The organism is Bordetella genomosp. 9, from assembly GCF_002261425.1.
In the GTDB taxonomy this organism is placed as follows: domain Bacteria; phylum Pseudomonadota; class Gammaproteobacteria; order Burkholderiales; family Burkholderiaceae_B; genus Bordetella_C.
On record NZ_NEVJ01000001.1, the window covers coordinates 904,378 to 928,671 of the forward strand.

Annotated in this window: 22 protein-coding genes; 16 read left to right on the plus strand and 6 right to left on the minus strand. The window is 67.9% G+C overall.

Annotated elements, in window-relative coordinates; all coding sequences use genetic code 11:
- Window positions 1–10: 10 nt before the first annotated feature.
- Together dacB and upp are read left to right on the plus strand one after the other, a co-directional pair.
- Window positions 11–1,534, plus strand: coding sequence for a D-alanyl-D-alanine carboxypeptidase/D-alanyl-D-alanine endopeptidase (dacB, locus tag CAL26_RS04085; RefSeq protein WP_094845611.1), 1,524 nt, complete (start codon window positions 11–13; stop codon window positions 1,532–1,534).
- Between the two features lie 39 nt (window positions 1,535–1,573).
- Window positions 1,574–2,212, plus strand: a complete 639-nt coding sequence (gene upp, locus CAL26_RS04090; RefSeq protein ID WP_094845612.1) for a uracil phosphoribosyltransferase — start codon at window positions 1,574–1,576, stop codon at window positions 2,210–2,212.
- A gap of 6 nt (window positions 2,213–2,218) precedes the next feature.
- On the opposite strand, the gene cysG is transcribed toward upp, so the two are convergent.
- The gene (cysG, locus tag CAL26_RS04095; protein ID WP_094845613.1) at window positions 2,219–3,637 is read right to left on the minus strand and encodes a siroheme synthase CysG; all 1,419 of its coding nucleotides are present in this window, start codon (window positions 3,635–3,637) and stop codon (window positions 2,219–2,221) included.
- Between the two features lie 324 nt (window positions 3,638–3,961).
- Here cysG and CAL26_RS04100 point away from each other — a divergent pair, with 324 nt between their 5' ends.
- From CAL26_RS04100 to CAL26_RS04115, 4 genes are all read left to right on the plus strand, one after another.
- A complete protein-coding gene (locus CAL26_RS04100; protein WP_256987951.1) occupies window positions 3,962–4,720 on the plus strand; it encodes a hypothetical protein in 759 nt (252 codons plus the stop codon).
- A gap of 113 nt (window positions 4,721–4,833) precedes the next feature.
- On the plus strand, window positions 4,834–5,148 hold the full coding sequence (locus CAL26_RS04105) for a DUF883 family protein (protein ID WP_094845615.1): 315 nt from the start codon (window positions 4,834–4,836) through the stop codon (window positions 5,146–5,148).
- A gap of 67 nt (window positions 5,149–5,215) precedes the next feature.
- Window positions 5,216–5,674: a phage holin family protein gene (locus tag CAL26_RS04110; protein WP_094845616.1), complete on the plus strand. Its 459-nt coding sequence runs from the start codon at window positions 5,216–5,218 to the stop codon at window positions 5,672–5,674.
- A complete protein-coding gene (locus CAL26_RS04115) occupies window positions 5,667–6,071 on the plus strand; it encodes a hypothetical protein (RefSeq protein ID WP_256987952.1) in 405 nt (134 codons plus the stop codon). Before CAL26_RS04110 ends, CAL26_RS04115 begins: the two co-directional genes overlap by 8 nt.
- On the opposite strand, the gene ubiD is transcribed toward CAL26_RS04115, so the two are convergent.
- Window positions 6,028–7,572, minus strand: coding sequence for a 4-hydroxy-3-polyprenylbenzoate decarboxylase (gene ubiD / locus CAL26_RS04120; protein ID WP_094845617.1), 1,545 nt, complete (start codon window positions 7,570–7,572; stop codon window positions 6,028–6,030). The genes CAL26_RS04115 and ubiD overlap by 44 nt on opposite strands.
- A gap of 145 nt (window positions 7,573–7,717) precedes the next feature.
- Between ubiD and CAL26_RS04125 the strand changes: the two genes are divergently transcribed.
- Window positions 7,718–8,584, plus strand: a complete 867-nt coding sequence (locus CAL26_RS04125) for a transglycosylase SLT domain-containing protein (protein WP_094845618.1) — start codon at window positions 7,718–7,720, stop codon at window positions 8,582–8,584.
- 88 nt (window positions 8,585–8,672) lie between these two features.
- Here the strand turns inward: CAL26_RS04125 and CAL26_RS04130 are convergent, their stop codons facing one another.
- Entirely contained in the window at window positions 8,673–9,839 is a 1,167-nt protein-coding gene (locus CAL26_RS04130; RefSeq protein WP_094845619.1) for a pyridoxal phosphate-dependent aminotransferase, read from the minus strand.
- 47 nt (window positions 9,840–9,886) lie between these two features.
- On the opposite strand from CAL26_RS04130, the gene CAL26_RS04135 reads away from it, so the two are divergent.
- The 3 genes from CAL26_RS04135 to CAL26_RS04145 all read left to right on the plus strand — a co-directional run bounded on the left by CAL26_RS04135 (window position 9,887) and on the right by CAL26_RS04145 (window position 13,973).
- Window positions 9,887–10,801, plus strand: coding sequence for a hypothetical protein (locus tag CAL26_RS04135; RefSeq protein ID WP_094845620.1), 915 nt, complete (start codon window positions 9,887–9,889; stop codon window positions 10,799–10,801).
- Window positions 10,802–10,952: 151 nt separating this feature from the next.
- A complete protein-coding gene (locus tag CAL26_RS04140) occupies window positions 10,953–13,241 on the plus strand; it encodes an NADP-dependent malic enzyme (RefSeq protein ID WP_094845621.1) in 2,289 nt (762 codons plus the stop codon).
- 267 nt (window positions 13,242–13,508) lie between these two features.
- Complete coding sequence (locus tag CAL26_RS04145; protein ID WP_094845622.1) at window positions 13,509–13,973, plus strand: barstar family protein; 465 nt, start codon at window positions 13,509–13,511, stop codon at window positions 13,971–13,973.
- Here the strand turns inward: CAL26_RS04145 and CAL26_RS04150 are convergent.
- The gene (locus CAL26_RS04150) at window positions 13,955–14,716 is read right to left on the minus strand and encodes a 16S rRNA (uracil(1498)-N(3))-methyltransferase (protein ID WP_094845623.1); all 762 of its coding nucleotides are present in this window, start codon (window positions 14,714–14,716) and stop codon (window positions 13,955–13,957) included. The two genes, CAL26_RS04145 and CAL26_RS04150, sit on opposite strands and share 19 nt — an antisense overlap.
- A 259-nt stretch (window positions 14,717–14,975) precedes the next feature.
- On the opposite strand from CAL26_RS04150, the gene tkt reads away from it, so the two are divergent.
- The 3 genes from tkt (at window position 14,976) to CAL26_RS04165 (ending at window position 19,415) form a co-directional block, all read left to right on the plus strand.
- Window positions 14,976–17,021, plus strand: coding sequence for a transketolase (gene tkt / locus CAL26_RS04155; protein ID WP_094845624.1), 2,046 nt, complete (start codon window positions 14,976–14,978; stop codon window positions 17,019–17,021).
- A 16-nt stretch (window positions 17,022–17,037) separates the two neighbouring features.
- Window positions 17,038–18,048 carry a type I glyceraldehyde-3-phosphate dehydrogenase gene (gap, locus tag CAL26_RS04160; RefSeq protein WP_094845625.1) on the plus strand — a complete coding sequence of 337 codons (1,011 nt, stop codon included), beginning with the start codon at window positions 17,038–17,040 and terminating at the stop codon, window positions 18,046–18,048.
- Window positions 18,049–18,221: 173 nt separating this feature from the next.
- Window positions 18,222–19,415 (plus strand): phosphoglycerate kinase, encoded by a 1,194-nt coding sequence (locus CAL26_RS04165; RefSeq protein WP_094845626.1) that lies wholly within the window; start codon window positions 18,222–18,224, stop codon window positions 19,413–19,415.
- Between the two features lie 30 nt (window positions 19,416–19,445).
- On the opposite strand, the gene yfcF is transcribed toward CAL26_RS04165, so the two are convergent.
- The gene (gene yfcF / locus CAL26_RS04170; RefSeq protein WP_094845627.1) at window positions 19,446–20,075 is read right to left on the minus strand and encodes a glutathione transferase; all 630 of its coding nucleotides are present in this window, start codon (window positions 20,073–20,075) and stop codon (window positions 19,446–19,448) included.
- A 119-nt stretch (window positions 20,076–20,194) separates the two neighbouring features.
- A complete protein-coding gene (locus CAL26_RS04175; RefSeq protein ID WP_179283243.1) occupies window positions 20,195–21,865 on the minus strand; it encodes a sensor domain-containing diguanylate cyclase in 1,671 nt (556 codons plus the stop codon).
- Between the two features lie 237 nt (window positions 21,866–22,102).
- On the opposite strand from CAL26_RS04175, the gene CAL26_RS04180 reads away from it, so the two are divergent.
- From CAL26_RS04180 to CAL26_RS04190, 3 genes are all read left to right on the plus strand, one after another.
- Entirely contained in the window at window positions 22,103–23,032 is a 930-nt protein-coding gene (locus tag CAL26_RS04180; RefSeq protein ID WP_094845629.1) for a DnaJ C-terminal domain-containing protein, read from the plus strand.
- Window positions 23,033–23,151: 119 nt separating this feature from the next.
- On the plus strand, window positions 23,152–23,778 hold the full coding sequence (mog, locus tag CAL26_RS04185) for a molybdopterin adenylyltransferase (protein WP_094845630.1): 627 nt from the start codon (window positions 23,152–23,154) through the stop codon (window positions 23,776–23,778).
- Window positions 23,779–23,891: 113 nt separating this feature from the next.
- Entirely contained in the window at window positions 23,892–24,230 is a 339-nt protein-coding gene (locus CAL26_RS04190) for a hypothetical protein (RefSeq protein ID WP_094845631.1), read from the plus strand.
- Window positions 24,231–24,294: the final 64 nt, after the last annotated feature.

A 24,294-nucleotide genomic window follows, 5' to 3' on the forward strand; every position in this document is an offset into this window, starting at 1 on the left:
GCGGGCGGGAATGACAGAGCGGGCAGGCAAGCGGACGACGGGGTGGTGGGCGGCGGCCGGTTCAGGGTTGCGGCAGTCGGTTTCGGCCGGCCTGACGGTCCTGAGAGCGGCCACGGTCGCGGCCCTGACGGTGGGGGTGGCAGGGGTGGCCAACGCCCAGGGCCTGGCGCCGGCCTCGGCCAATGTCCTGCCGCATGACCTGGCGGCGACCTGGCGAGCCAGCAAGCTGCCCAGCGGGTCGCTGTCGCTGGTGGTCCAGGAACTGGGCGGCCAGCGCCTGTTGTCCATCAACGCCAAGGAGCCGCGCAACCCGGCTTCGGTGATGAAGCTGGTCACCACCTGGTCCGCCCTGTCCAGCCTGGGGGCCAACTACACGTGGCGCACTGAATTGCTGGCCCAGCCGGGCGCCCGGCCGAACGCCAGCGGCGTCCTGCCGGGTCCGCTGTATCTGCGCGCCGGCGGCGACCCCCTGTTCATGCTGCAGGACCTGTGGACGCTGCTGCGCGACCTGCGCCTGCATGGCGTGCGGCAGATCAACGACCTGGTGATCGACCGCACGATCTTCGGCCCGGTCGCCACCGACCCCGGCGCCTTCGACGGCGCGCCAGACCGACCCTACAACGCCAGCCCGGACGCGCTCATGGTCGGCTTCGGCGCCTTGCGCCTGCTGTTCATCCCGGATCCGGCGGCGCGGCGCTGGCGGCCGGTGATCGACCCCCCGCTACCCGGCGTGAGCCTCAGCGGCCAGGTGGAATGGAGCGACGCCACCTGCCCCGGATCGCCGGACGTCTCGACCGAGCCGCTCATCACGCAGCAGGGCATTACCTTGCGGGTGACCGGCACCGTGGCCGGTTCCTGCGGCGAATTCAGCCTGTACCGCCTGGCCCTGTCGCAAGCCGATTTCGCCACCGACGTCATCCGGCAGTTGTGGCGCGAGATGGGCGGCACCTTCACCGGCCAGGTCCGCGCCGGCATGGTGCCGCCGGACGCGGTCCCGTTGGCTTCACACGAATCGCCGCCGCTGGGCGACATCATCCGCACCATCAACAAGCGCAGCAATAACGTCATGGCGCGCCTGCTGCTGCTGACCCTGGGCGCGGAAGGCGGCCGCCGTCCCGCCACCCCGGACACCGGCGCGGCCGTGGTGCGGCGCGTCCTGGGCAGCCAGGGCCTGTCCATGCCCGAGCTGGTCATCGACAATGGCTCGGGCCTGTCGCGCACGGGCCGCGTCTCGGCCGACAGCCTGGCGTCCATGCTGACGGTGGCCTGGAATTCGCCCTATATGCCGGAATTCATGTCTTCCCTGGCGATCGCCGGCGTCGACGGCACGGTGCGCCGCCGATTGCGCGACAAGGACACCCGCGGCATGGCGCACCTGAAGACGGGATCGCTGGCCAACGTGCGCGCCATGGCCGGCTATGTGCTGGGCGCGAGCGGCAAGCGCTACGTGGTGGTCAGCATCGTCAACGACGATCGCGCCGACGCGGTGCGGCCGTTCGACGATGCGCTGATCAAGTGGCTGGTCGATCGCTGAACAGGCTACGATTCCACCCATTGTCATCGGAGAATCCCCATGCCCGTGCATGAAATCCGCCATCCGCTCATCCGCCACAAGCTCGGCATCATGCGGCGCGCCGACCTCAGCACCAAGAGCTTCCGCGAGCTGTCGCAGGAAGTCGGGGCCCTGCTGACCTACGAGGCCTGCAAGGACCTGCCCCTGGAACCATGCCAGGTGCAGGGCTGGAGCGGCATGGTCGACGTGGAAAAGCTGGCGGGCAAGAAAATCACCGTGGTACCCATCCTGCGCGCCGGCATCGGCATGCTGGACGGCGTGCTGACGCTGGTGCCCGGCGCCAAGGTCAGCGTGGTCGGCATCGCCCGCAACGAGGAAACCCTGCAGGCGCACACCTATCTGGAGCGCCTGGTGGCCGAGCTGGACCAGCGCGTGGCGCTGATCGTCGATCCCATGCTGGCGACGGCGGGCTCGATGTGCGCCACCATCGACATGCTGAAGCGGGCAGGGTGCCGCGATATCCGCGCGCTGGTGCTGGTGGCCGCGCCGGAAGGCATCGCCCGCCTGGACCGGGAGCATCCGGACGTGCAGGTGTACACGGCATCCATCGACGAGCGGCTGAACGAGGACGGCTACATCATCCCCGGCCTGGGCGACGCGGGCGACCGCATCTTCGGCACGCGGCAGAAGGCGGAGTAGCCGGCCTCAGCCCGCCGGCACGGCGGCCATGCCGTCGATATGCTGGCCGAACCAGTGCAGGTCATTGGCCAGCGCCGCGACGCTGCCGACGATCAGCAGGGCGGGCGAGCGTATTTCGTGGGTCAGGGCCAGCGGAGCCAGGTCTTCCAGCCGGCCCGTCAGTACCCGCTGTTCCGGCCGGCTGCCGTTTTCCACCAGCGCGAAGGGCGTATCCGCCGCGCGGCCATGGTCGCGCAGGCGCCGCGACAGCGACTCCAACTGCCCGACACCCATATAGAACGCCAGCGTCTGGTTGGCGCCCGCCAAGGCCTGCCAGTCCATGGCCTGGGCATTGTCATCGCGGCAGTGCGCCGTGATCAGATGCAGCGATTGCGCGTGCTCGCGATGGGTCAGGGGGATGCCGGCATGGGCCGCGCAGGCCAGCGCCGCCGTCACGCCGGGCACGACCTCGTAGGGAACCCCGTGGGCCCGCAGGTATTGCAGCTCTTCGCCGCCGCGCCCGAAGATGAAGGCATCGCCGCCCTTGAGCCGCACCACGCGGCGTCCGCGCCTGGAGTGCTCGACCATCAGGCCGTGGATGCGGGCCTGGGTGGCCGGGTGGTCTTCGCCCGGCCGCTTGCCCACGTCGATGCGTTCGGCGTCGCGCCGGGCCAGCGACATGATCTCGGCGCTGATCAGGCGGTCGTACAGGATGACGTCGGCTTCGTTCAGGGCGCGCAGCGCCTTCAGCGTCAGCAGGCCAGGGTCGCCGGGGCCGGCGCCGACCAGCACCACGCTGCCCACGGGCGTCTCCTGCGGCTGCGCCAGCGCGGCTTCCAGCGCCTGCTCGGCTTCCGCCGGACGGGCCTGGCGCAGCAGCGCGGCGACCGGGCCATCCAGCAGGGTGTCGTAGAAGCGCCGGCGCGCCCCAAGGTCCGGACGGCGTTCGCGGATGCGCGCCCGGTAGCGGGCCGCCAGCTCGGCCAGGGGGCCCAGGGCGTGGTCGAACAGGGATTCGATGCGTTCGCGCATGCGGCGGGCCAGCACCGGCGCCACGCCGGACGACGAGACCGCCACGATCAGCGGCGAGCGGTCGACGATGGACGGCACCTGGAAGGAAGACAGCGCGGGGTCGTCCACCACGTTGGCCAGGATGCGCCGCGCGCCCGCCGCCGCCGCCACCTGGGCGTTGACGGTTTCGTCATCGGTGGCCGCCACCACCAGCCAGCTGTCGTCCAGCCACGCTTCATCGAACCGTCCGGGGATATGGGTGATCCTGCCTGCCTGCGCCAGCGCCGCCAGTTCCGGGGCCAGCTCGGGCGCGCCCACTTTCACGCGGGCGCCGGCTTCCAGCAGTGCCTGGGCCTTGCGCGCGGCGACGGTGCCGCCCCCCACGACCAGGACGAGGCGCTGGTTCAGGTCGGCGAACAGGGGAAATAGTTTCATGGCGGTGGGCGGTCGGTATGGGGTGCGGCAAAACGACGCAAGCCCACCGTCGCGGCGCGAAGTGGGCAACAGGCGCATTCTAGAAAGCCATCCCCTGGCGCAGGAACGAAGTTATAGGCATGTCCTTATGAGTCGTGGGAATATTGCGGCCCGATTTTATGGGCGGCCGCTATTAGGCGCCTCTGCCGGCCCGCGCCGTGCGGGGGACGGCCACGGTGTAGTATCGATGCACCCGCCCGACGCCATGGGCGGCCGCTTTCGAAGAGGTCTCCAATCGTGTATCCGCATTCCGCTTCCGACGCCGCGTTCCCCAGCCGCCCCCCCATGTCATCCGTGTCGCCGCGAGGCGGCCGGCTTCCCCACGTCCTTGGGTACGCGCTCGCCACCGCCGCGTTGTCGTTGGCCGCGGGCGCGGCCCAAGCCGGCGTCTGCGACGCCCAATTCGTGCGCGACGGAGGCCAGGTTCAGCTGACGGGCTCGGGCAATTTGCAACTGGGTGCCGATTTGGCGTTTGCCGAAGTAACCAAAAGCAATGGTGAGAACTGCCGCGCCCGTGTCAGCGGCGTCGCGACTTTTTCCTATGCCGGGTTGCCGCCGGGCAAATCCAAGCTGGATTACCTGATGACCGTGCGCGACGGCAAGGCGACGTTCGTGAAGTATGAAAACGCCGGCGAACGGCCCGCGTCGGACGGCCAGTTCGACCTGCGCATGCTGGGCCTGTTCGCCTACGACGGCAAGATCAGCGGGCCGGGCCAGAAGCTGCCTGGGGCGAATTTCCGCCTGAACATCGGCAAGGAAGCGCCCGTGGGCGGCACCCCCAGCACCACCGTGCGCATAGGCCAGAAGACCGTCGGCACCCGCCGCAACATGGAAACCGCGCTGGGGCAGCAATCCTGCTGGCCGATTTCCTACCGTCGCGATACCGACCCGACGATGGCCACGTTCAAGGGCCTGACCATTCCGATCCCGGCGCTGAACACCACCGTCACCGATTGGTATTGCCCGGCCGTCAATCTGGTCATGAAGCAGGATATCGATCAGCAGGGCATCAAATCCGCGGTAGAGATAACCAAGGTCAAATAACGATCAAATAGACCGCTTGCGAGCGTAGCAGACGGTAGCAATACGGGGCTTGAGACCAAGGCCCACTGGTATCATTGTTTTTGTCCAGGACTTGCAACAAGAAAGGAGCGAACATGAACGCGAAAACTTCCGACGCCGCCAAAGACCACCTGATCGACAGCGTCAAAAGCAGCCTGAACGATGCGGAAAGCCTGCTGCGCGAAGCTGCCTCCAGCACCGGCGACAAGGCCGCCGAATTGCGCGACCGCGCGATGACGTCGCTCAAGCGCACCCGCGAAGCGCTCTACGAAGTGCAGGACGCCGTGGTCGAGCGTGGCCGCAAGGCAGCGCGCGCGACCGATGACTACGTGCACGACAATCCGTGGCAAGCCATCGGCATCGCGGGCGTGACGGGCCTGCTGCTGGGCCTGCTGATCGCGCGCCGCTGAACCCTCACCTGGCGGACCGACGGCGGGCGCGAATCCTTCGACCCGCCGGCGCTCCGCACCCCCGAACATGCCCTTACGCAAATCCTTGCTCGGCGTCGCCTCCAGCCTGGTCGAACTGGGGCGCACGCGCTTCGAGCTGCTGGCGCTGGAAGCCTCGGCGGAAAAAGGCCGGCTGCTCAAGCTGCTGGGCTGTTCCTTCGCGGCCCTGTTGTTCCTGACCCTGGCCGTGCTGGTGTTTTCCATACTGGTGGCCGTGTATTTCTGGCCCACCGACGAACGCTATATGGCGTTCGGCGCGCTGGCGGCCGTTTACGCCGTCCTTGGCGTCATCCTGCTGCTGGTCGTGCGGCGCATGCTGACGCAGGGGCCGGCCCCCTTCGCCGCCACGATGGAAGAGCTGGCGCGAGACGTGCAGTTGCTCGAACACCTGCGCATCAAGGCGCAGGAAGAAGAGGAAGCGGAACGCCGCGCCGAAGCCGAACGCCAAGCCCACGCCGCCCGCCGGCGGGAGACGCGCCATGAGTAAATTGTCCCCCGAGGTCGACCGCCAGGTGCGCATCGAATTGCTGCGCGCCCGCGCGGCGGTCGAGCGCCAGGCGCTGGTGCACAACGTCGCCGGACTGACGCAGTCCCTGTCGCCTTCGCATCTGGTCAAAGGCCTGGTTCCGCGCCTGGGGGCGGGCAATATGCCCGGCCTGGCCTGGCAGGCCTTCAACCTGGTGCGCCGCTATCCCATCATTACGTCCACGCTGTCCACCGCATTCCTGGGCGGCAAGCGTTCCCGGCTGCTGAAGCTGGGTACCGCCGCCGTGGTGGGCTGGCAGGTCTTCCGCGGTTGGAAGGCGCGCCAGGCCGCCGGCGCGGCCGGTTCGGCGTCCGTCACAAACCCAGCTGGCCCCACATCGCGTCCACCTTACTTTTGACGGCGGGGTCCATCACGATGGGCCGGCCCCACTCGCGGTCGGTCTCGCCGGGCCATTTGTTGGTGGCGTCCAGCCCCATCTTGCCACCCAGGCCCGACACCGGCGAAGCGAAATCCAGGTAGTCGATGGGCGTGTTCTCCACCAGCGTGGTGTCGCGGACCGGGTCCATCCGGGTGGTCATGGCCCACACCACTTCCTTCCAGTCACGCGGGTTGACGTCCTCGTCCACCACCACGATGAACTTGGTATACATGAACTGCCGCAGCACGCTCCATAGCCCGAACATGACGCGCTTGGCGTGGCCGGGATACTGCTTGCGGATGGATACCACGGCCAGGCGGTAGCTGCAGCCTTCGGGCGGCAGGTAAAAATCCACGATTTCCGGCAGTTGGCGGCGCAGCAGGGGCACGAACACTTCGTTCAGCGCCACGCCCAGGACCGCCGGTTCGTCGGGCGGCTTGCCGGTATACGTGGAATGGTAGATGGGATCGCGCCGCATCGTGATGCGGTCCACCGTGAACACCGGGAACCAGTCGCGTTCGTTGTAATAGCCGGTATGGTCGCCGTACGGGCCTTCCAAGGCCATCTCGTAACCCGTGTCCGGCGGCGGCGCCACGCCTTCGGGGACCGCGGGCGCGATGGCGCGCGGATCGCTGCTGGGCAGCAGGTGCCCTTCCAGGACGATCTCCGCGTAGGCGGGCACCGACAGTTCGCTGCCCAGCGCCTTGGCGACTTCGGTGCGCGAACCGCGCAACAGGCCGGCGAACTGGTATTCGGACAAGCTGTCGGGCACCGGCGTCACGGCGCCCAGGATGGTCGCCGGATCCGCGCCCAAGGCCACCGCGATGGGAAAGGGCTGGCCGGGGTGCGCCTGGGCATGCTCGCGGAAGTCCAGCGCGCCGCCCCGGTGCGACAGCCAGCGCATGATCAGCTTGTTGCGGCCGACCGGCTGCTGGCGGTAGATTCCCAGGTTCTGGCGCCGCGCCCGCGGACCCTTGGTAATCACCAGGCCCCAGGTCAGCAAGGGCGCGACGTCGCCGGGCCAGCATTTTTGCAGCGGCAGGCGCGACAGGTCCACGTCGTCGCCTTCCAGCACGATCTCCTGGCAGGCGGGGCTGCGCACGGTTTTCGGGCTCATGTCCCAGAGCGCGGCCTTGAGCATCGCGACCTTGGCGAAGGCGTCGCGCAGGCCCTTGGGCGGTTCGGGTTCGCGCAGCGAGGCCAGCAGTTCGCCGGTGTCGCGCAGCGCCTCGACCTGTTCCGCGCCCATGCCCCAGGCCACGCGCCTGGGCGTGCCGAACAGGTTGGCCAGCACCGGCATGCCCGCGGGACGGTCCTGGTGCATCGCGTTTTCGAACAGCAGGGCGGGGCCGCCTTTTTGCAGCACCCGATCGGCGATCTCGGTCATTTCCAGGTGGGTGGACACCGGCGCGGCGATGCGCTTGAGGTCGCCGCGCGCTTCGAGTTGGGCGATGAAATCTCTTAAATCTCGGTATTTCACGGAAGGCCTAGGGGAGAGCGTATGTGAGTTCGCGGAAGTTCGACAAAGTTGCCCAACGTTGCGTGGTAATTACGGGTTTTTGTTACATATGGGCAGTCCATAAGAGGTTAACATCCCCTTCCCTATAAAACGCAGGAGGTCACTAATGCCTTATGCGTCAGTCGCCAGTTATCCGGTCTTCCGGCAATTGGCACAAGGCGTTCACCGTTATCTCGGCGAATGGCTGCGTATCTGTTCGGTCTACCTGGGCATCGCGGTCATCGTCACAGTCAGCATGGGTTTGGCTTTGCCTGGTCTGCGCGATCAGGCCTTGCAGGTACACAAAGCATTATTGACGGCGCTTGCACCCGCGACGGTTTCCCCGGCGGGATCTTCGGATAGCGCCTATGCCGACGCCGACACGCTGTCCGACCTGGACGCGGACGATAGCAACAGGACAGATGGTTCGCCGGGCGCCGTGGCGCTGGCGGTGCCGGATACCGGCAATAACGCGACCGCTTTCCTTACGCCTTTGCCTCATCCCGAACTCAAGGCTGCGCCGCGAGCCGAAACCGTGAACACCGGGCAGACCGAAGCCCTGCGCAACTATATCTCGCGCAAATACAAGGTCGCCTCGGACGCCACCGCGGTGCTCGTGAATACCTCGTACAAGGTGGGCCGCGAGCTGAAGATCGATCCGCTGCTGCTGCTCGCGGTCATCGCGGTCGAGTCGCGCTACAACCCGTTCGCGGAGTCCAGCGTGGGCGCGCAGGGCCTCATGCAGGTGATGACCAGCGTGCATCAGTCCAAGTTCGATGCCTATGGCAAGAAGGGCGCGCTGGACCCGGTTTCCAATATCCGCGTGGGCGCCGGCATCCTGAAGGACTGCATCAAGCGCCGGGGTTCGGTGCCGGGTGGCCTGGCGTGCTACGTCGGCGCGAGCGGCGCGAACGACGGCGGCTACGGCGACAAGGTGCAGGCGGAACGTCGCCGCCTGGCGCTGGCGTCGGGTATCCCGCTGGCGCGGGACTAGGACCAGGACGGGGCCCGTCGGCGGGAGCGTGTCCCGCCGAGCGGAACCCGCCGAGCGTGTCCCGCCGACCGTGTCCTGCCACCGACGCCTAAGGGCGCAGCGTGTCCAGGAACCCGCCGATACGGTCCACCGCCGCCCTGAGCTGTTCCATGCCGGTCGTGTACGCGAAGCGCACGGTGCGGCTGGCGTGCGCCGGGCCGAAATCCAGGCCCGGGACGGCGGCCACACCGGCTTCCTGCAGCAGCCGCATGGCGAAGCTGGCGCTGTCCATGCCCCAGCGCGACACGTCCGCATAGATATAGAACGCGCCATCCGGCTTGACCGGCACCTGGATCCCCAGGCGGTCGAAGGCGTCCAGCAGGAAGTCGCGGCGTGCCTGGAAGGCCAGGCGCCGCTCTTCGTAGAGCGCCAGCGTGTCGGGCTGGAAGCAGGCCAGGGCCGCGTGCTGGGCCAGGGTCGGGGCGCAGATCGCCAGGCTGGCGGCCATTTTCTCGACGGTTGCCACCATGGACTGCGGCACGATCAGCCAACCCAGCCGCCAACCCGTCATATTGAAGTACTTGGAAAAGCTGTTGATGACGATGACGTCGTCGTCCAGGGCCAGCGCCGAGCGCGGCTGGCCGTCGTAGGACAGCCCCAGGTAGATCTCGTCCATCAGCGTGAAACCGCCGCGTGCGCCGATCTCGCCCAGCAGCTCCGCCAGCTCCGGCTGCGCGACCGAGGTGCCGGTGGGATTGCTGGGCGACGCGACGATCACCCCGCGGGTGCGGGACGACCAGTGCTCGCGCAGGTCCGCGGCCGACAACTGGAAGCGCTTCTCCGGCGTGCTCGCGATCAGGCGCGGCCGTCCGCCCGCCGCCAGCACGAAATTGCTGTTGGCGGGATAGGAGGGATCCGGCATGAGCACTTCGTCGCCCGGATTGACCAGGGCGGCGCAGGCCAGCGACAGGGCGCCCGACGCGCCCGCCGTCACGATGACGCGCGACGGATCGACATGGGCGCCGAAACGGGTGTAGAACTCGGCGATGGCTTCGCGCAGCGCCGACAGGCCGGCGGGTGGGCTGTAGCCGCTCCGGCCTGCGCGCGCGGCGCGTTCCAGCGCTTCCACCACCTGGGCGGGCGCGGTAAAGTCCGGTTCGCCTATGCCCAGGCTGACGATGTCCCGCCCCACGGCCTGCATGGCCTGCGCCTGTTTGAAGACCTCCACCGCGTGGAATGTCAGGAATTCATGGGTACGGTCGGCGAGGGGAGACATACGGATGCTTGCGGCGGTCGCGGAATAGGAAGAAAGGAATTGTAGTCATGCAGCAGTCGCGACGCGCGTTTCTGATGGGCCGCGCCACGCCGCGTACGCCGTGGCAGGTGTTTTGCCACAGCCTGCGCCGGGTGTGCGCCGGCGAGCTCAAGCTGATCCAGGCGGCCGACGCCGCGCCGCGGGCGCGCTGGACCCCCGTCGATGGCGCCGACGTGCGGCAAGCCAGATTGCTTTGCCTGGAGCACGGGGTGCAACTGGTCCTGGCCGGATCGGCCGGGGCGGTGGACGGGCGGCCGGTGCTGTGGGTGGATCCGGCGGCCTTGACCTCGCTGGTGCGCGAACCGGGTGCCGTGCCGCGCTGGCGCGCCGGGCCCGGCGTCACGCTGGGTGAGCTGGCCGGCGTCGGCCTGCCGCAATTCATGGACGCCGATCCGGCGCGCACGCTGGCCGCGTGGTTCGCCGACCGGCGCGCGGCGGCCTGGCCGACGGGGCGGGGGGATCTGTCAGGCGTGTACGAGGCCGGCGTACTGCTGGCCGACGGCGTGGTGGAAACGCTGGGGCCCTTCGGCGCGGACGATGGCCGGCCATTGCGCAGCGGGACCCTGCAGCAGCTGGTGCCGGCTTTGTTCCGCCTGGCGTCCGGCGACGAAGCGCGCTGGTGCGCCGAGCAGCCGGCGTGGCCGGCCCGTTATCGGCTGGATGCCTTGCTGCCGGCCGCGCCCGCCAGCGTGAACCTGGGGTGCCTGCTGCATGGCCATGAAGGGACCCTGGCGTGGCTGGAAAGCCTGGTCCTGCAAGCGCCGCCGCAGGGCTCCCCACCTGCATCGTCATCCGCATCGTCATCCGCACCCGCAGGCGCCGGCGACTCGGCTACGCCGCTGCCGCCGGCGCGCGCGCGGGCGCTCGACAGGCGCATCAAGGACAGCTTCGATCCCGCGGGCTTGTTCCCCGAGCTGGCTTGATCATGCGCGGCCACGCGCCGCCGTGGGGGGGGCGTGCCGCCGCATCGGAGTAAGATTGAACCCTTTGACCCGATTCCCGGCACAGGGTCCGGCAAGGGACTAGAATCCTGCCTTTTCGGTTTTCAACTTTCTTCACACGTATCAAGCGATCATGGACGCCAATCTGCGCAAGGCCGCGCTCGAATATCACGAGCAGGACCGCCCCGGCAAGATCTCGGTCACGCCGACCAAGCAACTGACCAACCAACGCGATCTGGCACTGGCCTACACGCCCGGCGTCGCGGCCGCCTGCGAAGAAATCGTCACGGATCCGGTGAACGCCTACCGCTACACCAGCCGTGGCAATCTGGTTGGCGTCATCTCCAACGGTACGGCGGTGCTGGGCCTGGGCAACATCGGCGCGCTGGCGTCCAAGCCCGTGATGGAAGGCAAGGCCGTGCTGTTCAAGAAATTCGCCGGCCTGGACGTGTTCGACATCGAAATCAGCGAAACCGATCCCGACAAGCTGGTGGAAATCATCGCCGGCCTGGAGCCGACGTTCGGCGGTATCAACCTGGAAGACATCAAGGCGCCGGAATGCTTCGTCGTGGAGCGCAAGCTGCGCGAACGCATGAAGATCCCGGTCTTCCATGACGACCAGCACGGTACCGCCATCACGGTGTCCGCGGCCTTCATCAATGGCCTGAAGGTGGTGGGCAAGGACATCGCCAAGGTCAAGGTGGTGACCTCGGGCGCGGGCGCCGCGGCGCTGGCCTGCCTGGAACTGATGGTGGACCTGGGCCTGCCCCTCGAAAACATCTGGGTGACCGATATCGAAGGCGTGGTGTACGAAGGCCGTACCACGCTGATGGATCCGGACAAGGCCCGCTTCGCGCGCAAGACCGACCTGCGCAAGCTCGGCGAAGTGATCGAAGGCGCCGACGTCTTCCTGGGCCTGTCGGCCGGCAACGTGCTGAAACCGGACATGGTGGCCGCGATGGCCGCCCGTCCCTTGATCCTGGCGCTGGCCAACCCGACGCCCGAAGTCCTGCCGGAAGTGGTCAAGAGCGTGCGCGACGACGCCGTGATGGCGACCGGCCGCTCGGATTACCCGAACCAGGTCAACAATGTCCTGTGCTTCCCGTATATCTTCCGCGGCGCGCTGGACGTGGGCGCGACCACCATCACGCGCGGCATGGAAAAAGCCGCCGTGTACGCCATCGCCAAGCTGGCGCAGGAAGAACAGAGCGAAGTCGTGGCGGCCGCGTACGGTACCTTCGACCTCTGCTTCGGACCCGAATACTTCATTCCCAAGCCGTTCGATCCGCGCCTGATCGTGCGCATCGCCCCCGCCGTGGCCAAGGCCGCGATGGAAGAGGGCGTGGCGACGCGTCCGCTGGCCGACATGGACAACTATGTCGAACAGCTGCAGCAGTTCGTCTACCACTCCGGCGCTTTCATGAAGCCGGTGTTCGCGGCATCCAAGCGCCTGGTGCGCGAAGGCGCCAAGTCGCGCGTGGTGTTCACGGAAGGCGAAGACGAGCGCGTGCTGCGCGCCGTGCAGGTGGTGGTGGACGAAGGCCTGGCCAAGCCCATCCTGGTCGGCCGTCCGGCCGTGCTGGCCGCGCGCATCGAGCGCCTGGGCCTGCGCATCCGCCTGGGCGAAGACGTCGAAGTCACCAACCCCGAATACGACGAGCGCTTCCACCGCTACTGGACCACGTATTGGGAATTGATGTGCCGCCGCGGCATCACCAAGGAGATGGCGCGCGTGGAAATGCGCCGCCGCCTGACGCTGATCGGCGCGATGATGGTCCACCTGGGCGACGCCGACGCGATGATCTGCGGCACGGTCGGCGCGTACGCCGATCACCTGCGCTTCGTCGACGAAGTGATCGGCAAGCGTGCCGGCAGCAACGTCTACGCCGCGATGAGCATCCTGTTGCTGTCCGAGCGTACGGTGGTGCTAGTGGATACGCACATCAACGAAGATCCCACCGCCGAACAGATCGCCGAGTTCACCATCGCCGCCGCGCAGGAAATGAGCCGCCTGAACGTCGCGCCCAAGGTCGCCTTGCTGTCGCGTTCGAACTTCGGTTCCGGCAGTTCGTCGTCGGGCGAGAAGATGCGCGAAGCGCTGCTACTGGTGCGCGAGCGCGCGCCCGAGATCGAAATCGACGGCGAAATGCATGGCGATTGCGCGCTGGACGAGGAACTGCGCATGCGCATCCTGCCGTCGTCGACGCTGAAAGGAAGCGCCAATCTGTTGGTATGTCCCAACGTCGATTCGGGCAACATCGCGTACAACCTGCTGAAGACGGCGGCCGGCGGGAATGTGGCCGTCGGTCCCTTCCTGCTGGGCGCCAACGCGCCGGTGCATATCCTGACGTCCAGTTCCACGGTGCGCCGCATCGTCAACATGACGGCCCTGGCCGTGGTGGACGCCAACAACCGCCGCTAAGGAAGCGCAACCGAAGCCGCGACCGGCCAGCCATGGCCGGCGCCGGTCCCAGGGGCCGGAGCCCCGGGCAGCCGCCCGGGCTCCGGCCCTTTTCATTGCATCCTGCTCGTTGTATCTTCCGAATCCAATGCGCCGACCGTGGATATCGCGTGGATCGGGGGCGCGCAAAAACATGGCGCGGCGCGATTGATCGAACCGGTTTATGCCGATACGATGCAGCGTAATCCGCGGATGACTCGCGGTCGTTTTTTTGCAGGAGGTCCGAGCATGGCCAGAACAGGTCAGCCCGCATTGCAGCGACAGTTGCAGCGAGGCGGCGAGCTCGATGCTGCTGCGCTGGATAGGGAATCGGTGGCGGATGCCGCCGGCGAATTGCGCGCGGCCTTGTACGTCGCGGACTGCGATCGCGCGCGCAGCCGGTCGGCCGTATTCCGGGCCATCGCCAAGGCGGTGGACTTTCCGATGCACTTCCGCAGTTTCGATGAATTGTCGGATTGCCTGTCCGACACCGTACTGGATCAGAAAGTCGGCGTCGTGTTGTGGCTGCACAAGCTGCATTCCGGCGATCCCGCTTTGGAAGAAGACGCGGCGCGCATACGCTCCATCTGCGAGGATGTCACCGAATACGCCCGTGAAAACGGCCGGCTGTTCGCCTATGTCGTGGAACACGCGGGCGCGCACCCCGCGGCGGAACCCGGCGTGGCCGCCGCGCCTTATGGCGAAGCCGACTGAAGCCCGGGCCCATCCCAGTCGAGCAGCGCCGTGGCCGCGGCCGCCAGCGCCAGTCCGGCGGTTTCGGTGCGCAGCACCCGCGGGCCGAAGCTGACCACGTCCACCCCGGCCGCCCGCGCGGCGTCGCGCTCCGCGTCCGACCAGCCGCCTTCCGGCCCCACCAGCAGCGCGATCGACCGCGCGTCCCCGATATCCCGTAGCGCCGTCTTCAGCGGACTGCCGTTGTCCGGATGGCACAGCAGCCGGGGCCCCGCAGCAGCGGTTTCCAGCCAGCGCGCCAGCGGCGTGACCGGCTCGATCCGCATCAGCCTGTTGCGCCCGCATTGCTCGCTGGCGGCCGTGGCGATGCGCCGCCAGTGCGCCAGGCGCTTGTCCTGCCGTTCGCCGTTCAGCTGCAGGACGCTGCGCTGCGCGGCGACGGGCACCAGCCGCTGTACGCCCAGTTCAACGGCTTTTTCGACGATCCAGTCCATTTTGTCGCCCGACGGCAGGCCCTGGACCAGGGTGATGGTCCCCGCCAGTTCGGCCTCGCGGGTATCGTGCGCGCCCAGCTCGGCGTGCACCGACTTGCCGTTGATCGCCAGCGTCGCCGGATATTCCCCGCCCGTGCCGTCGAACAGCACCGCCGTGTCGCCATCGCGCAGGCGCAGGACGCGCGCGGCATGGTGCGCGATGGCGTCGGGCAGTTCGATGCGCGCATGCGGCGCGAGGGCGAAGGAACAATAGAAGCGAGGGCTGGGCATGGGATGCGGGCCTGGGCGGCCATCGTAAACGTGCGGATGTCCGCCGCATCTTACCCGCCGGCGCTCCGTGGTCCATCCCCTGGTCCGCCCATGGCGCAGCCGCGGTCCATCATATGGCCGGCCGTGCCCTAGTTCGCCCGGGCGAGGCCGCGCGGCCGGCCGGCCCCCGCCCGGATGCTAAAATCGTGAGCTCTTCAAACCCCAGGCCCGGCGCTTGTCTATCCCCGCCGGGACAGCGTGCGCAGCGAGCCCTTCCAGAATGAGCAATCCGACCGCCCGACAACCTTCTTTGGCGGATGCCATCCGCGCTTTGGCGATGGACGCCGTACAGCAGGCGAACTCCGGGCACCCGGGTGCTCCCATGGGCATGGCGGAAATCGCGCAGGCGCTGTGGACGCGCCACCTGCGCCACAATCCGGCCGATCCGGCCTGGCCCGGCCGCGACCGCTTCGTGCTTTCCAACGGCCACGGCTCGATGCTGCTGTACTCGCTGCTGCACCTGACGGGCTACGACCTGCCCATCGAAGAAATCAAGCAGTTCCGCCAGATGCACTCGCGCACGCCGGGGCATCCGGAAGTCGGCATCACCGCCGGCGTCGAAACCACCACCGGCCCGCTGGGCCAGGGCCTGGGCAATGCCGTCGGCATGGCCTTGGCCGAAGCCCTGCTGGCGGCGGAATTCAACCGCCCGGGCCATAGCGTGGTGGATCACCACACCTATGCCTTCGTCGGCGACGGCTGCCTGATGGAAGGCATCTCGCACGAAGTCTGCTCGCTGGCCGGCACGCTGCGCCTGTCCAAGCTCGTCGTGCTGTACGACGACAACGGTATTTCGATCGACGGCAAGGTGGAAGCCTGGTTCGGCGACGACACGGCCAAGCGCTTCGAAGCCTATGGCTGGAACGTGATCCGCGGCGTCGATGGCCACGACGTCGACGCGGTCGACGCCGCCCTGCGCCAGGCGCGCGCGAACGCCGCCAGCCATGGCGGTCCGACCCTGATCGCCTGCCGTACCGTCATCGGCAAGGGCGCGCCCAACGTGGCGGGCACCGACAAGGTCCACGGCGCGCCGCTGGGCAAGGATGAGATCGCCGCCACGCGCGCCGCCCTGAACTGGCAGCATGAACCCTTCGTGATTCCTGCGGACGTCTACGAAGGCTGGGATGCGCGCCGGGCGGGCTCCATGGCCCAGAACGAATGGCAGACGCGTTTCGACGCGTATGCGCGGCAGTTCCCCGCCGAAGCCGCGGAATTCACCCGCCGCATGCGGGGCGAACTGCCCGCCGATTTCGCCGACAAGGCACGCGCCTTCGTCGCCGCCACGGTGGAAAAGGCGGAAACGGTGGCCACCCGCAAGGCCTCGCAGTACGCGATCGGCGCGCTGGCCCAGGCCTTGCCGGAACTGCTGGGCGGCTCGGCCGACCTGACCGGCTCCAACTACACCGACTGGAAGGGCGTGGCGCCCGTGCGCGCCGGCGACAAGGCCATCCAGTTCGGCCGCCACATCAACTACGGCGTGCGCGAATTCGGCATGGCCGCCATCATGAACGGCATTGCCCTGCATGGCGGCTACCTGCCTTTCGGCGGCACGTTCCTGACGTTCTCCGACTACTCGCGCAACGGCCTGCGCATGGCGGCGCTCATGAAGCAGCGGGTGGTGCACGTGTTCACGCACGATTCCATCGGCCTGGGCGAAGACGGCCCCACGCACCAGTCGATCGAACATGCCAACAGCCTGCGCCTGATTCCGAATCTGTCGGTATGGCGCCCCTGCGACACCACCGAAACCGCCGTCGCCTGGATCGAGGCGGTCAGCCGCCCGGCCAGCATCGGCATGGATGTGCACGATGGCGGTCCCAGCGCGCTGCTGCTGTCGCGCCAGAACCTGCCTTTCGTGCCGCGCGACGAGGCCACCATCGCCGCGATCGCGCGCGGCGGCTATGTGCTGCGCGATGCGCCCGACGCCCGCGCGGTCATCATCGCCACCGGGTCCGAGGTCGCCCTGGCGCTCGCAGCACAGGACTTGCTGGCCAAGGAAGGCGTCGCGGTGCGGGTGGTATCCATGCCCAGCACGGACGTGTTCGACAAACAGGACGCCGATTGGCGCGCCGCCGTGCTGCCCAAGGGCGTGCCGCGCGTCGCCGTCGAGGCCGGAACGACCGGCCTCTGGCACAAATACGTGGGACTGGAAGGCGCGGTCGTCGGTATCGACCGCTATGGCGAGTCGGCGCCGGCCGGCGTGCTGTTCCCCTTCTTCGGCCTGACCGCCGAGAAAGTCGCCGCTGCCGTCAAACAGGTTTTGTAAACGAGGAGATCGAGTCATGACCATACGTGTTGCCATCAACGGCTACGGCCGCATCGGACGCAACGTCCTGCGCGCGCACTATGAAAGCGGCAAGAAGCACGACATCCAGATCGTCGCCATCAACGACCTCGGCGATCCCAAGACCAATGCGCACCTGACGCGCTACGACACGGCGCACGGCCGCTTCCCCGGCACGGTGGAAGTCGACGGCGACTACATGGTCGTCAACGGCGACAAGATCCGCGTGCTGGCCAATCGCAATCCGGCTGAGCTGCCCTGGGGCGACCTCAAGGTGGACGTGGTGCTGGAATGCACCGGCTTTTTCACCAGCAAGGAAAAAGCCAGCGCGCACCTGAAGGGCGGCGCCAAGAAGGTGATCATCTCGGCGCCCGGCGGCAAGGACGTCGACGCCACCGTCGTGTACGGCGTCAACCACCAGACCCTGAAGCCCGAGCACACCGTCATTTCCAACGCGTCCTGCACCACCAACTGCCTGGCCCCGCTGGTCAAGCCGCTGCATGACGAACTGGGCGTGGTGTCGGGCCTGATGACGACGATCCACTCCTACACCAACGATCAGGTGCTGACCGACGTCTATCACGAAGACCTGCGTCGCGCCCGTTCGGCCACCATGAGCATGATCCCCACCAAGACCGGCGCCGCCGCCGCGGTGGGCCTGGTGCTGCCGGAACTGAACGGCAAGCTGGACGGCTTCGCGATCCGCGTGCCGACCATCAACGTGTCGATCGTCGACCTGTCCTTCATCGCCAAGCGCGAGACCTCGGTCGAGGAAGTCAACGGTATCCTGAAGGCCGCCTCGCAGGGCGCGCTGAAGGGCATTCTGGAGTACAACACCGAACCGCTGGTCTCGGTGGACTACAACCACAACCCGGCCTCGAGCACGGTCGACGCCACGCTGACCAAGGTGTCCGGCGCGCTGGTCAAGGTGTCGTCGTGGTACGACAACGAGTGGGGCTTCAGCAACCGGATGCTGGACACCACCGTCGCGCTGATGAACGCAAAGTAAGCCCACCCCCGAAGCGCTGCGCGCTTCCCCCTCAAGGGGGCGACGCCCGAGGACCGGGGGACCCGGATCCTCGGCGTCCGCGATCGGGGGAACACCTGTTTCTTCGGGCAACGGCAAAGGGACGCTCGACGTTCCTTTTTTTTGCACGTCGTGGGAATAATGGGGAGGTTGTAATGTCCAAGGTAAATACTTTGTCCGCGCTGGCCAAGGCCGGCGCGCTGAAAGGCAAGCGCGTTTTCATTCGTGCCGATTTCAACGTGCCGCTCGACGACGCCGGCAACATCACGGAAGACACGCGCATCCGCGCCTCCGTGCCGGGCATCCGCATGGCGCTGGATGCCGGCGCCGCGGTGATGGTGACTTCCCATCTGGGCCGGCCGAAGGAAGGCCAGCTCACCGATGCCGACAGCCTGGCCCCCGTCGGTCGCCGCCTGTCCGAGCTGCTGGGCAGCCCCGTCCCGCTGGTACGCGACTGGGTGGACGGCGTGCAGGTGGCGCCGGGCCAGGTCGTCCTGCTGGAAAACTGCCGGGTGAATCCCGGCGAAAAGAAAAACGACGAAGCCCTGTCGCGCAAGATGGCCGCGCTGTGCGACGTCTACGTCAACGATGCCTTCGGCACCGCGCATCGGGCCGAAGCCACGACCTACGGCATCGCCCAATTCGCGCCGGTGGCCTGCGCCGGCCCCTTGCTGGAGGCCGAGCTGGACGCGCTGGGCCGCGCCCTGCACGAACCCAAGCGGCCGCTGGTCGCCATCGTGGGCGGTTCCAAGGTATCCACCAAGCTGAGCATCCTGCAGTCGCTGGCGGGCAAGGTCGACCAGTTGGTGGTGGGCGGCGGCATCGCCAACACCTTCATGCTGGCGGCGGGCAAGTCCATCGGCAAGTCGCTGGCGGAGCCCGACCAGAAGAGCGAAGCCGTGGCCGTCATCGACATCATGCGCAAGCGCGGTGCGGATGTACCCATTCCGACGGACGTGGTCTGCGCGCCGAGCTTCGGCGCGGACGCGCCGGCGACGGTCAAGGCCGCCGACGCGATCGGCGCCGACGACATGGTGCTGGACATCGGCCCGCAGACCGCGCAGGCCCTGGCGGGCATCCTGAAGAAGGCCGGCACCATCGTGTGGAACGGGCCGGTGGGTGTGTTCGAGTTCGAACAGTTCTCGCACGGGACCGAGGTGATCGCTCGCGCGATCGCCGAATCGTCGGCGTTTTCCATCGCTGGCGGCGGCGATACCCTGGCGGCGATCGCCAAGTTCGGCATCACGGACAAGGTGGGCTATATCTCGACCGGCGGCGGCGCCTTCCTGGAGTTCCTGGAAGGCAAGACGCTGCCCGCGGTGGAGATCCTGCAGCAGCGGGCCGGCTGATCGGAATACGCCGCGCGCCTGGGCGCGCGGCTAGCCCCGGCTGGCCAGCCAGCGGCGCACGCCGGGGTGATTCCACTGGGCCTGGGCATAGTCCCGCAACGGTTCCGGCAGGTCATCGCCGGGGATCGCCAGGCGATTGAGCATCAGGGCCAGATCCAGATCGGCCAGCGACCAGGCGCCGAACAGGTGCGCCTGCCCATGGGCGAGCAGCGAGCTGGCCACCCGTACCAGCAGCGCGGCGTCGCACAGGGCGGCGTCGGTGAGGGGCGCGGGACGCGTGCCTTCGAAAACGACTTCGGTGGGACGATCGCGGCGCAGGGCGTGCAGATCGCTGCGCAGCCAGGATTGCACTTGCCGCGCTTGCGCGCGCGGACGCGGATCGGCGGGATACAGGGCCGCGTACTCGGGCGGCGGAAACGCCTGCTCCAGGTATTCGGCGATGGCGCTCGATTCGCTCAGGTAGAAATCCAGATGCGCCAGCACCGGCACCTTGCCGATGGGCGAACGGTGCAGGAAAGGCGCGGCGCGCTGGTCGCCCTGCTCCAGATCGATCTGCCTGACCTCGAAGTCCAGCCCTTTTTCCTCCAGCGCCACGTACGCCGATAGCGCGTAGGGGCTCAGGAACTGGGCGTCGACATATAGGGTCAGCGGTACGGCCACGGTCTCCTCCAGGTTTATCCGCGCGAAGATGGGACGGGATCCGTCGCGCGTATACAGATACTAGCAGCGCGCGGATCGGTGCGCCGGCGCCAGGAAGAGCAGGGCCCGGGCATCGACGGTCAGGCGGACAGGACGGCGCGGTTGCGGCCGCGCTGCTTGGCCCGGTACAAGGCGTGATCGGCGCTTTCGATGACGGCCTGGATGTCCGCGTCGCGCGCGCTGGCGACCGCGATGCCCAGGCTGATGGTGATGCGTATGGTCACGTGGTGGTATTCGATGGGCGTTTCCTGGACGTTCCGGCGCATGCGCTCGGCCGTGGCCAGGACGGCATTGGGCGAGGCCCCGGCCAGCAGGATGACGAACTCCTCGCCGCCGAAGCGGGCGACCAGGTCGTGTTCGCGGACCGATCCTGTCAGTATTTCGCCGACTTTGCGGATGGTGGCGTCGCCGGCCCCATGGCCATGGTTGTCATTGACCAGCTTGAAGAAATCGATATCGGCCATGATGACCGCGACCTGGCCCATGCGCGAACTCTGCTCGGCCATCAGCATGGCGGCGGCGTACAGGAAGGAACGGCGGTTGAGCAGGCCGGACAGCGGGTCGATGCCCGCGGCCTTGCGCAGTTCGCTGATTTCCTGCACGTAGCGCTGCTCCTCGATCTGGGCGCGGCGCTGGGCATGCTCGGCGCGCGCCTGCTCGACGTCCAGGCGCCGCATCAGCGACCGCAACGCGGCGGACAGGTCGACGATTTCACGGGCGCCGGCCAGGCGGGGCAGCATGGTGACCGTCTCGTCCCGGCCCAGGAGGCTGGCGGCCTCGGTCAAGGCGCGCAGCGGCCGCGCGATGCGCTTGGCGATGGTCCACATCAGGGCGATGCCGGCGATGCTGATCAGCACGCTCAGGATCAGCACGCGCCACTCCAGCCGCCGGACGGCCGCATAGGCATCGCGCGACGGCTGCTGCGCGACGATGATCCAGTTGCGGCCCGGGTAGTCGCGATAGCCGGACGCCAGGGCGTAGCCGGTCAGCATTTCGCCCTGGTCCGTCTGCAGCTCGAAGTAGCCCTGGCCGGAGGCGCGCATCCGGGCGATCCGTTCGTCGGAGAAAGGCCGGCTCCCCAGCCGCGGGCCCAGCAGCATGGTGCCGTCCGAAGACAGTATCCACAGGTCGCGGACGCCGCCGGACGTGTCGGCCTCCAGCATGGTGCGCCGGACGTCGGCGGCCCAGGTCCAGCTCAGATGGGCGCCCAGGACACCCAGCAGCCGGCCCCGGTCGACGATGGGGGCGGAGATCTCGACGAAGCGGAAGCCTTTGCCGCGCGGACGGCCCAGCAGCTCGTTCAGCATATTGGATTCGCGGACGTCGCCGATGTTGGGCGCCTCGCGGCCCCGCTTGAACCACATGCGATCGGCGACGGAGCTGCCTTCCAGCTTGCCCTGTGTGGAGACGATGACGTTGCCCGCCGGGTCGGTCACCCCCATCCAGGCATAGTCGGTCATCGATTGCTGGCGGCCGGTCAGCAGGCCGCGCAATGCCGCGGGGTCCATGGTGCGGGTGGTGGGCGCTTCCGCCAGGTTGCGGATTTCGCGGAAGCGCTCGAACATGTCGCGGTCCAGCGTGCGCGCCATGGCGCCGGCGATATCGGCCACGTGCTGCTCGATCAGGTCCCGGGTCTGGCGCTGGCCCATGTAGGCCGCGCCACCGGCCGCCGCCGCCACGAGGGCCAGGCAGAGCGTGCCGGCCAGCAGTAGGATCTGCTGTTGGATCGTGAGGGTTTGGCGACGGAGCAAGCCTGCTGCCTGGCTGATATGAACGGCACTCATTCTGTCGCAAAGCCCGTCGTCGCGCTACATTTTGTTCCCGCAACTGTTGAGTTGCTGCAATCCCCCTGACGGCTGATCGCCGGACCGCTGCTGCCGGTGTAGCGTTCTGGTAGCCATGCGGCTGCCTTACATTGAAAACAGGCCATCCACCCCGATATATCCACTATCTGAAAGTTTATGACCCGGTCTCCGGGAACGGGCGCTATGGAGTTCAAAGACTATTACGACATTCTGGGCGTGGAACGCGGCGTGGGCGACGACGAGCTGCGCCGTGCCTATCGCAAGCTGGCGCGGCAATACCATCCCGACGTCAGCACCGAGCCCAATGCGGAAGCGCGCATGCGCGACATCAACGAGGCCTATGACGTCCTGCGCGACGCGGAAAAGCGCGCCGCTTATGACGACCTGGCGGCCGGCGTATCGGCGGGCGGCGGGCATCGGCCGCCGCCGGGCTGGGACCAGGGCTTCGAGTTCACGTCGGCCAACGGGGCGGAAGACGCCGACTTCAGCGAGTTCTTTTCGTCGCTGTTCGGCAACGCGACCCGCAAGCGGACGCGCGGGTTCCGCGCGCGTGGCGAGGACCACCACGCCACCATCGAAGTCGACCTGGAAGACGCCCTGCATGGCGCCGAACGGGAGATCAGCCTGCGGTCCATGAAAATGGACGAGCAGGGACGTCCGCGGCTGCAGGAGCGCAAGCTCAGCGTGAAGATTCCTCCCGGCATCCGCGAAGGCCAGCGCATCCGCCTGGCGGGGCAGGGCATGGCCGGCTACGCGGGCGGCGGCGCGGGCGACCTGTATCTGGAGGTCCGTCTCAAGCCGCACCGGCTGTACCGCGTCGACGGCCGCGACCTGTCCTTGACCTTGCCCGTGGCGCCCTGGGAAGCGGCGCTGGGCGGCACCGTGACGGCGCCCACGCCGGGCGGTCCGGTGGAGGTCGCGATACCCGCGGGGTCGCGCAATGGCGGCAAGCTGCGCCTGAAAGGGCGCGGACTGCCGGGCAAGCCGCCGGGCGATCTGTACCTGGAGCTGGAGGTCGTGCTGCCGCCGGCCAATACGCCGGCGATGCAGGAGGCCTACCGCAACCTGCAGCGCCAGGCGCCTTTCGATCCACGCGCCAACCTGGGCAGGTAAGGGACGCTGGCGGGCGTCGCCGGCGCGCGGGCAGGCGGCGGCGATGTGCGCGAAGGCGCCGGCGGACGGTATAGTAGGCCGTCCCCCTATCCATTCCCATCCGCCGTCAGGTGTCCTTCATGAGCAATACCGTCACGCGCCTTGCGCGCCGCCATCCCGATGAACTGATCGTGGGCCTGGTGTCCGTGTCCGACCGCGCGTCGCAGGGCGCCTACCAGGACCAGGGCATCCCCGCGCTGCGGGAATGGCTGGGGCAGGCCCTGGCGTCGCCGTGGCAGGCCGTGGATCGCCTGATACCCGACGAACGGGACGGGATCTCCGCCACCTTGATCGAACTGGTGGACCAGGCCGGGTGCGATCTGGTCCTGACCACCGGCGGTACCGGACCGGCACGCCGGGACGTCACGCCGGAAGCGACGCTGGCGGTCGCCACGCGGGAAATGCCGGGCTTCGGCGAGCAGATGCGGCAGATCAGCCTGAAGTTCGTTCCCACGGCGATTCTTTCCCGCCAGGTGGCGGTGTTGCGGGAGACCGCCGACCATGCGGCGCTGATCATCAACCTGCCGGGCCAGCCCAAGGCCATCAAGGAAACCCTGGAAGGACTGCGCGGACAGGACGGCGCGGTGGCCGTGCCGGGGATTTTCGCGGCCGTGCCGTATTGCATCGACCTGATCGGCGGCCCGTACATGGAGACGCGCCCCGAGGTGGTCAAGGCGTTCCGGCCGAAGTCGGCGATACGGGGCTGAGAGGCGGCGATCGGGATGCGGCGGCTGCGATGCGGCGGCTGCGATGCGGCGGCTGACCCCGCGCGTCCGTGCGCTATAGTCCGAGATCGTTTTCGATCTCCAAGGATGTCCCGATGATCCGTCGTTTAGGCGTCGCCGGCGCCGTACTGGCCCTGGCGGCCTGCACGTCCCCCACTGACCTGATGAAAAAAGACCCCGTGTTCTTTGGCCATACGACCAAATCGCCGCAGGCCTATGCCCAGTGCGTGGCGGATGGATGGCGAGGCCAGGGCGAGAAGGTCCGGGTGGAGGCCGTCAGCAATGGCTACGATGTCCTGCAGGACGGCGCCCTGGGGCTCAGTTCCGCGCTGCGCGTTCTCCAGTACGCCAACGGCACGGTCGACATCCGCATGGTCTCGCGCTCGACGTATGGCGCGCAAAACCTGGTGCAGACCGCGAATCTTTGCATGTAGGGGGTGGGCCGGCCCGCGGGACCGCGCGGTCCGGGCCGCTCTGGGCAAGGGCGTGGCCCGGGCC

Coding starts and splice junctions, on each gene's coding strand:
- CAL26_RS04165 (WP_094845626.1), top strand. CDS start 18,222: ATGTCCAAGGTAAATACTTTGTCCGCGCTGGCCAAGGCCGGCGCGCTG.
- upp (WP_094845612.1), top strand. CDS start 1,574: ATGCCCGTGCATGAAATCCGCCATCCGCTCATCCGCCACAAGCTCGGC.
- CAL26_RS04180 (WP_094845629.1), top strand. CDS start 22,103: ATGGAGTTCAAAGACTATTACGACATTCTGGGCGTGGAACGCGGCGTG.
- CAL26_RS04130 (WP_094845619.1), bottom strand. CDS start 9,839: ATGTCTCCCCTCGCCGACCGTACCCATGAATTCCTGACATTCCACGCG.
- mog (WP_094845630.1), top strand. CDS start 23,152: ATGAGCAATACCGTCACGCGCCTTGCGCGCCGCCATCCCGATGAACTG.
- CAL26_RS04135 (WP_094845620.1), top strand. CDS start 9,887: ATGCAGCAGTCGCGACGCGCGTTTCTGATGGGCCGCGCCACGCCGCGT.
- CAL26_RS04145 (WP_094845622.1), top strand. CDS start 13,509: ATGGCCAGAACAGGTCAGCCCGCATTGCAGCGACAGTTGCAGCGAGGC.
- CAL26_RS04115 (WP_256987952.1), top strand. CDS start 5,667: ATGAGTAAATTGTCCCCCGAGGTCGACCGCCAGGTGCGCATCGAATTG.
- CAL26_RS04105 (WP_094845615.1), top strand. CDS start 4,834: ATGAACGCGAAAACTTCCGACGCCGCCAAAGACCACCTGATCGACAGC.
- CAL26_RS04100 (WP_256987951.1), top strand. CDS start 3,962: ATGTCATCCGTGTCGCCGCGAGGCGGCCGGCTTCCCCACGTCCTTGGG.
- CAL26_RS04140 (WP_094845621.1), top strand. CDS start 10,953: ATGGACGCCAATCTGCGCAAGGCCGCGCTCGAATATCACGAGCAGGAC.
- CAL26_RS04150 (WP_094845623.1), bottom strand. CDS start 14,716: ATGCCCAGCCCTCGCTTCTATTGTTCCTTCGCCCTCGCGCCGCATGCG.
- tkt (WP_094845624.1), top strand. CDS start 14,976: ATGAGCAATCCGACCGCCCGACAACCTTCTTTGGCGGATGCCATCCGC.
- CAL26_RS04190 (WP_094845631.1), top strand. CDS start 23,892: ATGATCCGTCGTTTAGGCGTCGCCGGCGCCGTACTGGCCCTGGCGGCC.
- dacB (WP_094845611.1), top strand. CDS start 11: ATGACAGAGCGGGCAGGCAAGCGGACGACGGGGTGGTGGGCGGCGGCC.
- CAL26_RS04125 (WP_094845618.1), top strand. CDS start 7,718: ATGCCTTATGCGTCAGTCGCCAGTTATCCGGTCTTCCGGCAATTGGCA.
- cysG (WP_094845613.1), bottom strand. CDS start 3,637: ATGAAACTATTTCCCCTGTTCGCCGACCTGAACCAGCGCCTCGTCCTG.
- gap (WP_094845625.1), top strand. CDS start 17,038: ATGACCATACGTGTTGCCATCAACGGCTACGGCCGCATCGGACGCAAC.
- CAL26_RS04110 (WP_094845616.1), top strand. CDS start 5,216: ATGCCCTTACGCAAATCCTTGCTCGGCGTCGCCTCCAGCCTGGTCGAA.